At 51.3% G+C, this 10,352-nt stretch carries 8 protein-coding genes and 1 pseudogene; 6 read left to right on the plus strand and 3 right to left on the minus strand.

What is annotated here, in order from left to right; all coding sequences use genetic code 11:
• The 4 genes and pseudogenes from VB741_RS13600 to VB741_RS13615 all read left to right on the plus strand — a co-directional run.
• Positions 1-115 (plus strand): annotated as a pseudogene (locus VB741_RS13600) (ISKra4-like element ISLesp1 family transposase); the annotation flags it as partial.
• A gap of 408 nt (positions 116-523) precedes the next feature.
• Positions 524-1,843, plus strand: a complete 1,320-nt coding sequence (locus VB741_RS13605) for an efflux RND transporter periplasmic adaptor subunit (RefSeq protein WP_323365726.1) — start codon at positions 524-526, stop codon at positions 1,841-1,843.
• Between the two features lie 74 nt (positions 1,844-1,917).
• On the plus strand, positions 1,918-3,102 hold the full coding sequence (locus VB741_RS13610; protein WP_323365727.1) for an ABC transporter permease: 1,185 nt from the start codon (positions 1,918-1,920) through the stop codon (positions 3,100-3,102).
• Positions 3,102-4,673 (plus strand): TolC family protein, encoded by a 1,572-nt coding sequence (locus VB741_RS13615; RefSeq protein WP_323365728.1) that lies wholly within the window; start codon positions 3,102-3,104, stop codon positions 4,671-4,673. Before VB741_RS13610 ends, VB741_RS13615 begins: the two co-directional genes overlap by 1 nt.
• A gap of 129 nt (positions 4,674-4,802) precedes the next feature.
• Here VB741_RS13615 and VB741_RS13620 read toward each other — a convergent pair whose 3' ends face one another.
• Positions 4,803-5,009: a hypothetical protein gene (locus VB741_RS13620; RefSeq protein WP_323365729.1), complete on the minus strand. Its 207-nt coding sequence runs from the start codon at positions 5,007-5,009 to the stop codon at positions 4,803-4,805.
• 373 nt (positions 5,010-5,382) lie between these two features.
• Here VB741_RS13620 and VB741_RS13625 point away from each other — a divergent pair, with 373 nt between their 5' ends.
• Positions 5,383-5,577: a DUF4278 domain-containing protein gene (locus VB741_RS13625; RefSeq protein WP_323365730.1), complete on the plus strand. Its 195-nt coding sequence runs from the start codon at positions 5,383-5,385 to the stop codon at positions 5,575-5,577.
• A gap of 846 nt (positions 5,578-6,423) precedes the next feature.
• Here VB741_RS13625 and VB741_RS13630 read toward each other — a convergent pair.
• Positions 6,424-6,789, minus strand: coding sequence for a pentapeptide repeat-containing protein (locus VB741_RS13630; RefSeq protein ID WP_323365731.1), 366 nt, complete (start codon positions 6,787-6,789; stop codon positions 6,424-6,426).
• Positions 6,790-6,800: 11 nt separating this feature from the next.
• Positions 6,801-7,460: an alternative oxidase gene (locus VB741_RS13635; RefSeq protein WP_323365732.1), complete on the minus strand. Its 660-nt coding sequence runs from the start codon at positions 7,458-7,460 to the stop codon at positions 6,801-6,803.
• A 617-nt stretch (positions 7,461-8,077) separates the two neighbouring features.
• Between VB741_RS13635 and acs the strand changes: the two genes are divergently transcribed.
• On the plus strand, positions 8,078-10,063 hold the full coding sequence (acs, locus tag VB741_RS13640; RefSeq protein ID WP_323365733.1) for an acetate--CoA ligase: 1,986 nt from the start codon (positions 8,078-8,080) through the stop codon (positions 10,061-10,063).
• Positions 10,064-10,352: the final 289 nt, after the last annotated feature.

Consider the following 10,352-nt stretch of genomic DNA (forward strand, 5'->3'; position numbering starts at 1 on the left):
CAGACTGCAGGTGACCGGTGCTCAATGGAATGAAGAGACGTTGCCGCAAATGCTCAAGTTGAGATCCGCTTATCTCAATCAACAACTGGATTATTTTTCATCCGCCAGCGGATGACGTGCTCCCGTTGCCTAGAGATGCTTTGGCACTCATGGTGCCAAACATAGCTTTAGTGATCGGTATTTTCAGGGGTGCCTAGGACGACCAACGATAGATGATGGCCACATCTAAAAGGAACCCAACAGCTGTTGGGTTCTAACCTAGCAGTTCCATTTTGGATGTTTCATTTTGGATGAGATTTGGCTAGTGGGTTGATGTAGTGAGATTGTTGTGTTTCAGTACTGTCTCATGGGAGAGATTCCTGCTCTCGAATGGTAAACGTCTCCTTGGAGGGGCAACGGGGTGGGTTAACCGACGCTAATCCCCCACCTTTGAGTCATCATCCATGATGGACAGACATCAAATGATCTCCTAAGCTTTAGTAATAAGACATCATGGGTATTGGCCCCTTAGGTAGCAAGTAGTATGACAGATGTGAGGTCTCCAGAGCAGTCTGGGGAGACGCTGTTGACAGCTGTAGAGACTTTGGGGACGACTTCTCGGAAGTTGACGTATCGTGCGATCGCAATCTATCTAATCGGCTTTGGCACATTGGCTGGGGCCGCTGGTTGGACCTATCTGCGCTATCGCGGTACCCAGGCCGAAACGATTTCGGTGCCGCTATACCAGGTGGAACGTGCTGCCGTAGAGCTAACCGTCTCCGCCAGCGGCACCCTGGCCTTGGGCGGTCAGCAAACCTTGAAGTCCCCCCAGAATGAGGCCACGGTGGAGCAAGTGCTGGTGGAGGTGCGCAGCCTAGTGGAGAAGGGACAGCCGCTGGTGGTGCTGCGCGATCGCAGCAAAGAGCAGGAGGTGAGATCGCAGCAGGTCGAAATCCAAAAAGTGCAGCTAGACCTGAGCCGCAACCAAGAAAAAGTGACTGAGGTCCAGCAACAAGTGGCAGCGGCGCTGGAACAGTACCAAGAATCGCAGCAGCTGTTAGCCCAGGGATTTCTGTCCGAAGACGAGGTGCGAGATGACCAAGAGGCCCTCGATCAGGTGCGATCGCAGTTAAAAGACGCGCAGTTAACGGTCACGAAAACCGAGTTAGACCTGAAGACCGCCACGGAAACCCTGGCTTTACTGGAACAGCAGTTCAACGATCGGATGGTGGTTTCCCCCATCGATGGGGTGGTGCTGGAGGTGCAAGCCTCCGCCGGGGCCGCCATTGCCACGGATACCGATCTCCTCACCCTGGGGGACCCCAGCCAAGAAATTGTTAATCTGCAGCTCTCCACCTTGGATGCAGCCAAGGTGAGTATTAATCAACCCACTAGGGTGCGGGCCATTGGACCCGATGCCCAGGATTATGGTGGGCGGGTGGTGGCCCTTTCCCCCCAGGCTTTAAATCCCGGCGGGGGGAATGACAATGCCCAAGAGGGCCAAGCCAGGGTCAACGCCACGGTGCAGCTAGACCAGGCCAGTCAAACCCTGATTCCCGGAAGTTTTGTCAGTGTCGAAATCATTACGGAGCAGCAGAAAAACGTTTTAGTGGTGCCCCCGGAAGCGGTGCAGCGGGATGGGGGTGAGACCTTTGTATGGCTGCGCAATCAGCGCGGGAATGCGGAAAAACGCCCGGTTGACTTGGGTTTACAGGGGTTAGACCTGTTTGCCGTAACGTCAGGGCTGAGCCAGGGGGATGAGATTGCCCTAGTGCCCCCCACCCTGACCATTGCACCGGGAATGCCGATTACGGATCCAACCACCTTGCCAGAGTCTGCTCCATTTGAGGAAGTAACGCCCTAACAAGCAATACCCTCACCAGACATACCCTAAGCCATAGACCCTCTGACAAGCAGACCCCCTGAGAAATAAACACCATGGGACTCCCCTTACCTGATCTATTGCTCATGACCTGGCGCTCGCTGACCAACCAGTGGCTGCGTTCTGGCCTGACTGCCTTTGGGGTGTTTATGGGGGTGGGGGCCGTCAGCGCCACCCTCAATATTCAAGCCATCACCCGTGAACAGATTGAGCTGAAACTGGCGGCTAGGGATCAGCCCTTTGTGATTCCCCATATCTGGGCTAGGGAAGGGCCTGAGCCCGAGATTAATGCCGCCACCCAAAAATCTCTCCAAGACTCCATTGCTGAAATTCGCACCATTAGCTCCATCAGCCAGGTTTTCAATGTGAGCAATGTACAATATGAGGCCCAGGAAGTTGAGGTTAATGCCCGGAGTGTGTCCCTAAACTATCTGGATACTACGGGACGGAATGTATTACAGGGGCGTTTTTTTGACCAGGCAGATGCGGAGCAGTATCGGCCTGTGGTCCTGGTGGATGAACAGCTGGCCGACAATCTATTCCAAGGAGAGTCGCCGCTCAATAAGGCGATTTACGCCAGTGGTAATCGATTTGTGGTGATCGGCGTGATGGAAACCAAGTCAAATTCTGACTGGGAGTCCGCTGGGGAACTGTGGATGACCGAGACCTATGCCTCCGTCTTGTCCGGCGGATATAACTACGATCAGCTCCAAATTAGTGCCCATTCCCTGACTCAAATTAATACCTTAAGCGAGGCGGTCGAAAATTTCCTATTGGAGAGTTATCCCCAAGCAGAGGTGTATATGCAGAGCAATGCCGAAGATTTGTTGGAAGATCTAGAGGTGCAACAAATTGCCTCAGCGGCCCTCGCGGCCGTTGGGCTGATTGCGTTGGTGATTGGTGGGGTGGGCATTGCCAACATTACCGTCGCCGCTGTGCTGGAGCGCACCAAGGAAATCGGCATTCGCCGCGCCATCGGGGCCTCAAAATTGGAAGTCATGGGGCAGTTTATCCTAGAGGCGATGATTTTGAGTTTATTGGGTGGGGTAGCCGCCGTTGGCACAGTTCATGGCCTGACCCGAGTGGCCACCACCGTGGTGATTGAAGCTCCCTATAAATTCTCACCCCGGAATGCGGCCCTATCCATGGGAGCCGCCTTGGCGGTGGGGGTGGGGGCAAGTTTTATTCCAGCCCTGCGGGCCACCCAGATCGATATTGTCAAAGCCCTGCGGAGTGACTAATGCGAAACCAGATGCGGAAACAACCACCACAGTGCCACCGGCTAAAAACGGTTTTGTTAGTTAGTTTTCTAACCATAGCCGTTGGCCCCCCAGGATTGGCCCAGACCGGTTTACCGGAACTGCCACCACTCCAGGAAGCACCGGCTCCCAGGGCTGAACCACCCGTAGATGAAATCCTGCCTACGCCCCAAGGAGAAAATGCTACAACTGAAAATGCTGTTGATCAAACCCTATCTCTGACGGCCACCGATGTGGTTACGCTACTACTGCAAAACAACCGTGAACTTAAAAATTCCGTGTTGGACAGAATATCCCAACAACAAGAGTTGCGGGAAGCGGAGAGTATTTTTTCTCCAGACTTCACCCCCACATTAAGTCTCGAAATTAGTGATGCTTCTGGAACCGATACGGATATTACCCAGGAAACTCGCCTCGGGGCAGAACTGCTCACTCCCCTGGGCACCACGATGCAGGTGACGGTTGATATATTTGAAGACCAAGAAGTTGAACTGACGGTGACCCAGCCTTTACTACGAGGCTTTGGCCGAGAGGTAACTACTGCCCCCTTGCAAGTTGCGCGGTTACAGGAAACGAGTAACCAGCTGGATTTGCGACAACGACTCATTTCGGATATTACCGGTAGCATCACCACTTACCATGCGTTGATTCGGGCCCAGGCGAGCCTGCGCATTCAAAAACTGTCCTTTGATACTCAACAACAACAGCGGCAGTCCGTTGAAGCGCTGGTAAAAGCAGGGCGACGGGCGCGGTTTGAGCTGGTGGAAATTGACGCTAACCTGGCTGAGACTGAAACGGGGGTATTGGAAGCGGTGAATAATTTGGAACAGGCCAAATCGGATTTGTTAGAGCTGTTGGATTTAGCAGACTCCTCCATCGAAATTACAATTCCTGAAGAAACCCTGGCCACCTTGAGCACCGTTGACCAACCGTCGAGGGTACCGTCCCTAGATGAACTGGTTACGGTGGCCTATGCCAATCGGCCAGACTACCAGCAGGCGCAGCTAGGGTTGCAAATAGCCGAAATCAACGGGGTGGTTGCCGCCGATAATCGCCGTTGGAATTTGGATGTGCGGGCCAATGTCAGTGAGGGAGATTTATCGGCAGCGTCAACGGAGCTGGTGTTAACCCGTTTATTAGAGGATGAATCGACGGAAACGGCGTTTCAGAGTAACAAGGTAACCCAACAACAGCTGCGCAACAATTTGGAAAGCCTTAGGGCGGATATTCGGCGGGAGGTGGCGGATCAATTGCGCAATGTAGATTCTGCGCGTAATCGCATTGAGTCGACTCGTTTGGCCCGCGAGCTGGCGATTCAGCGGTTGGAAAATGCTAGGGCTAGGGCCAGCTTGGGACGGACCCAGGACATTTTTGAAGTACTTGAGCTCCAAAATGCAGTGGTGGAGGCGCAGAATAGTGAGGTGAATGCGGCGATTGATTTGGCGGATGCGATCGCAACCCTAAATCAGTCCCTCGGCACCACGCTCACCGTCTGGGCGGATCAGGTGGAAGCCAGTCAGCTATTGGTCACGCCAGTCTTTTCGGAGCTTTGATGGGAGCTGTCAGCCGCCCCATGGTCCGTGAGACTGTCAAGACAAAACCCCTCAGTTAAGTGACGACTAACGAAGGGGTTTTACGCTATTGAGTCAATGCCTATCGCTAAGGGCTAACGAATGGCTGGCTTAGAAAAGAAAGCGTAGACCTAGCACTGCTGCAGCACTGAGGGCCATCAATACAGCTAACAGTAAATCCTGCGCATGCTGCTGATCATCGGTAGGCATGTTGGCAGCATATACGGCAACTTTAACTTCGTCCTGGTGATGAATATGCATTTTTAATGATCCTTTTTTAAATGTTCGGCAGGCAGCAGGTCTAAACAAAGCCAGCACCCGCCTAAGGACTAGAAGCAAAAATTGGGGAAACCCAACATCACTGAACCAGAGCCATGACTCCCAAGAGTTTTGCCTCAACTGTTCGGTATTTATGCCTAAACCTATAGCTTAGTATTACATATACAAATGTAAACCTGATCCAGATCACTTCACTGCCAGCAGACGTTTTTCTTGAAAGCCATAGACAGCAATTGCTACCACCAATTATTAAGAGAAGGTTATAAGTTGCCTGTCAAATAATTTAAATGCGCTCACTGGCCAATACAAGAAAAATTCCCAGGATCTAACCGAAATTGTTTTGAGAGGGGGTGTTTTTAAAATTAGAGCAACGTCCCCTGCTCTATCGCCATCAGCCTACTCTATTGCCATCATGAAGTATCTACCCATGCAGCTAACCTATCGCGGTGTGCAGTATCTGCCCTCTAACGAGACTGTCAACTTTAAGTCGATTCTTCAGCCTGAGAAAGTTTATCGTGGCGTTTGTTTCCAAGCAAAACAAGGCCAGAGTCGATTGACTAAGCGAGGCATTCAGCTAACCTATCGCGGCGTGAACTACACTATATAAAACAATCATGCTACCAGCGTTCATGTAGCGCAGTGAAAAGCTTCTGGCAGCATTGTCAGGAGCTTTTTTTAACGATGAAATGAAAGCCAGGGAGGAGATCCTGTAGAATCCCCTCCCTGGTCAAGATCTGAATCAGGATTGCTCACTACCTTCAGCTAATGCTTTTTGCTGGATTGTCGACGAATGATGATAATGTCACCATCCTGATACTCAGGGCTCTTCGCAGGTTTTTCTTTAGGGGGCTTGCCCGTGCTAGCTATTCTGGAGAGCAGCAGCATTAGGATGAAAGGTAATGAAATAAACAGGACGGGGGACATGGCTTTATCTCCTAAAAACTAGGGTCAGGGGACATTGAATCTGAGCCTAAGGACATCTCTTTCCTTGGCTGGCACATATCGCTCAACTCGATCAGCAACGGCAAACAAGTCGCAATCAAGGCCTGATCGATCTCTGTGGCATCTAATGTAATACGTATGGGAACGGGCTGATTGTGTCGCAGTCAGTTGTTTAATTGGCCCAGGTATTTGAGTGAAAACACTGGAAAAAACTGGTTAAAACTCGCATTGCCTCAAAAGCATTGTATAGGTTGGCACCTTGTGGCGATATACCCCGCAAGGGTACTTTTCTCAACTGACAAAAAACCGTTGACTGCATCTGGAGTCAACGGTTTTGTTTTTCGATATATTTCGCTGGGATAACGATTGCCTGCCTAATCCGTCACAGCACCTCATGGGTCCTTTTACTTAACCACACATTAAACTTAGTTCGTCGCCACGGTAGGGGATGGGAACGTTAATAACCCATGTGTGTTTGGCCCAGAGCACTGAACTGACTAAATCAGTCAGTTTAGGCAACTACAGAACTCATCTGTGCTTGTCTGGGATCGAACTCCCTGGGAAATTGTGTGACGCCCGGTATATAGTCAGCATTTTTCAGATTGGCATCTTGTAAGCTGACATCCCTTAGGTCCGTGCCGATTAGCATGGCCCCACGTAAATCTGCATTGTGTAAATCCACCTGGCTAAGCTTGGCATAGCTTAGGTCAACGCCGCGCAGATTGGCCTGGCTCAAGTCGATGTTGCTGAGGTCGCTATAGCTCAGATCCGCACCTTTTAGATCCGCATAGCTAAGGTTGGCGTCAGCTAGAGATAATCCAGAAAAGTCTCGCTGACCGTGACGGTAGTTTTGAAGCAGTGTGTTAATTTCAGACATGGAGTATACCTTTATTCGGCGGCTAGGACATGGGCATGGGGGCTTGTTAGAGATAGCTGGGCGTCAGGCTGCTGACAGGCGGCCATGGTTTTAACATGCTCCATCTCATCGTCACGGATAGCAACAAATACATCGTAGAGATTGTCGATTTTTGGGCGACGTTCTTCCGGTAGGCGGGCTGTTTGAAACTCATCAAACATGTAAAGATCCCCATCGCGGTAGTAGCTAATGGCGATCTGGGGAGCAGGCTGCTGTTTAAGGGCTACCCCATCTGATGTCAGAAATTTGTCATAACTTGCATAGGCATGTTCTTCGACCATTTCCATAAAGTGATAGGCCGCATTGGGATTGACAATATAGATGCTGACAATGATCCAGTAGTAAAGCAGCGCTACATGACGGGCCAGAAAACGATCAATCCATTGGCTATTGCCGCCTAACTCTTCCATGATGAGCAAATGGTGTAGCTCATTCCAAGATTCGGCAAAGTGAACTTTAAGCCAGTCAACTTTGCGCCACCAGCCTAGGGTTTCGTAGAGATGTAAGACTGATAGATAGGAGAAATATGGGACTCGGGCAACGGTCTCTAAAACGTAAAAGCGTGGATAGGGTCGTTTTTTGTAAACTGTGTTGATGACAAAGACAAGAATACCTACGAGCGCTTTAATCATGGTGAGTTCTCCAAGAGGTTAGAGAGAGTTTGGTAGAGAGTGTCCCAGGTCGTTGGTGAGGTGGACTAATAGGTCTGTGAACTTGGGTCCCATATAATTTAGCGACTTCTTGAATTGATGGGGATGGTTCTTGACATCTGGTAATAGACAACAGAGTTGTTGTTAAAAGATGGCAAACCATTTGGTATCAAATTGCTCTAGTTTTTTGTTGTGGGAGATATTGCTTCTATTGAGCCAGGCCCTTGTTACTACGGGCAAGGCTAGGTGAAAGGAGCTGGACAAATCAATGAGCGGTTGGTATTTTGTGCCGATGCTGACTCCCACGGATACCGATTAACTACAGTTCCCGACTTAGGGATCGATCCCTGGGTTTACATTGCGATCCCGAGTTCCCGACCCCATGACCTACTGTTCAATCCCTGATTTAGGCCTGATTTAGGGTTGATGCAGCCCATAGACTTTGATGGCCGTTAATTTACGTTTTCCAACCAAATTGATTTTTGAGGGCCATTACGTCGAAAAATATTGAAAAACATAGATGATTTCAGCTGGGCTGCGACTGGAACCGTTAGCCTTCACAAGGACCGTATTTAGAAACGCTAGTAAGACGACGACCTATGGCACAATCCTCTAACTCACAGCCTGCTATCGAGTCGATTCTGCAGGAGCAGCGACTGTTTGAGCCGCCCGCTGAGTTTGCGGCAGCGGCAACTATTTCTGGGGCTGACCAATACCAGCTGCTCTATGATCGGGCTGCCGCTGACCCCGCTGCGTTCTGGGCAGAACTAGCGGAGCAAGAGCTGCATTGGTTCAAAAAATGGGATACCGTCCTGGACTGGCAGCCTCCCTTTGCCAAATGGTTTGTCGGTGGCAAAATCAATATTTCCTATAACTGTCTAGATCGCCATCTGGATACTCCCCGTCGGGATAAGCCCGCTCTCGTTTGGGAAGGAGAACCCGGTGATGCCCGCATCCTCACCTATGCCGAGCTGCATGGTGAAGTGTGCCAAATGGCCAATGTGCTCAAGGACATGGGTGTGACCAAGGGTGACCGGGTGGGCATTTACATGCCGATGGTGCCGGAGGCGGCGGTGGCCATGCTGGCCTGTGCCCGCATTGGTGCGGCTCATACGGTGGTGTTTGGCGGCTTTAGCTCTGAGGCCCTGCGGGACCGCTTAAATGACGCGGCGGCCAAAGTGGTCATCACCGCTGATGGGGGTTTTCGTAAGGATAAGGCGATGGCGCTGAAGCCTGCGGTGGATCAGGCACTAGCAGATAATGCCGTACCCAGTGTGACCAATGTATTGGTGGTACAGCGCACTAAGCAGGATGTGGACTGGACCGATGGTCGCGATGTGTGGTGGCATGAGGTGCAGCCCGATGCATCCAAAGACTGCGTGGCAGAACCCATGGATAGTGAGGATCTGCTGTTTATTCTCTACACCAGTGGGACCACTGGGAAGCCGAAGGGAGTAGTCCACACGACCGGTGGCTATAACCTTTACACCCACACCACATTTAAGTGGACCTTTGACATTAAAGAGCATGATGTCTACTGGTGTACGGCAGATGTGGGCTGGATTACGGGCCATAGCTACATTGTGTACGGTCCCCTGTCCAACGGTGCCACCAGTGTGATGTACGAAGGGGCACCCCGGCCGTCAAACCCTGGCTGTTTCTGGGATGTGGTGGAGAAGTATAAGGTGACTATTTTCTATACCGCTCCTACGGCGATTCGTGCCTTTTTGAAAATGGGTGATCAGCATCCCAATGCTCGCGATCTGTCGTCTCTAAGGATTTTGGGTACGGTGGGTGAACCCATTAACCCCGAGGCTTGGATGTGGTACCACCGGGTGATTGGTGGGGAGAACTGCCCGATTGTTGATACCTGGTGGCAGACGGAGACGGGGGGCTTTATGATTACGCCGCTGCCGGGGGCGATCGCAACTAAACCCGGTTCAGCCACCAAGCCTTTCCCTGGCATCCTGGCGGACATTGTCGATGCCGAGGGCAACTCTGTCCCCGCCAACGAAGGGGGCTATCTGGTGATCAAGCATCCTTGGCCCAGTATGATGCGCACGGTGTATGGCGATGACGATCGGTTCCGCCGCACCTACTGGGAGTACATTCCCCCTAAAGATGGAAAATACGTCTACTTTGCAGGTGATGGTGCTCGCAAGGATGAAGACGGCTACTTCTGGATTATGGGCCGTACCGATGATGTACTCAACGTGTCGGGGCACCGCCTGGGCACCATGGAAATTGAGTCGGCGCTGGTCTCTCACCCAGCGGTGGCGGAAGCCGCCGTCGTGGGTCGCAAGGATGACCTCAAGGGGGAAGATGTATTTGCTTTTGTGATTTTGGAAGATAGCCACAGCCCCAGCGATGAGCTGAAGGCTGAACTCAAGAATCATGTGGTGAAGGAGATTGGTGCGATCGCAAGACCCGGCGAAATCCGATTTGCCGATGGATTACCGAAAACCCGCTCTGGCAAGATCATTCGTCGCTTTCTACGCAACCTAGCCAGTGGCGAAGAACTCGTCGGCGATGCCACCACCATGGAAGACCAAAGCGTTCTAGAGAAGCTGCGGACTGACGAATAACCCACGGCTAATTCCCGGCCAATTTGAAACCTGGAGCTTGCCCCTAGGTTTCAACGACCCTTTTAGACAGGGGTTTGAAATTTTATGATTTCAAACCCCTTTAATGTTCTGGGAAAAATCTTCAGTTAACAGTCTTCTAGTCAAGCATCGACCCAATACGGTCAGGGCGAACGCATACGTTTCTTTACAATTTGGGTGAAGTGCTAGAAGCCTTTACTTGAGCCAATACCTTAAGCAGATATCGGTCATCCCAGCCTGCTTTCATGCGCTTGGCGTGGGTGCCACATTT

Origin of the sequence: Leptothoe sp. PORK10 BA2 (assembly GCF_034932105.1) — a bacterium.
Classification (GTDB): Bacteria; Cyanobacteriota; Cyanobacteriia; order Phormidesmidales; family Phormidesmidaceae; genus Leptothoe.

Coding starts and splice junctions, on each gene's coding strand:
- VB741_RS13605 (WP_323365726.1), top strand. CDS start 524: ATGACAGATGTGAGGTCTCCAGAGCAGTCTGGGGAGACGCTGTTGACA.
- VB741_RS13610 (WP_323365727.1), top strand. CDS start 1,918: ATGGGACTCCCCTTACCTGATCTATTGCTCATGACCTGGCGCTCGCTG.
- VB741_RS13615 (WP_323365728.1), top strand. CDS start 3,102: ATGCGAAACCAGATGCGGAAACAACCACCACAGTGCCACCGGCTAAAA.
- VB741_RS13625 (WP_323365730.1), top strand. CDS start 5,383: ATGAAGTATCTACCCATGCAGCTAACCTATCGCGGTGTGCAGTATCTG.
- VB741_RS13630 (WP_323365731.1), bottom strand. CDS start 6,789: ATGTCTGAAATTAACACACTGCTTCAAAACTACCGTCACGGTCAGCGA.
- VB741_RS13635 (WP_323365732.1), bottom strand. CDS start 7,460: ATGATTAAAGCGCTCGTAGGTATTCTTGTCTTTGTCATCAACACAGTT.
- acs (WP_323365733.1), top strand. CDS start 8,078: ATGGCACAATCCTCTAACTCACAGCCTGCTATCGAGTCGATTCTGCAG.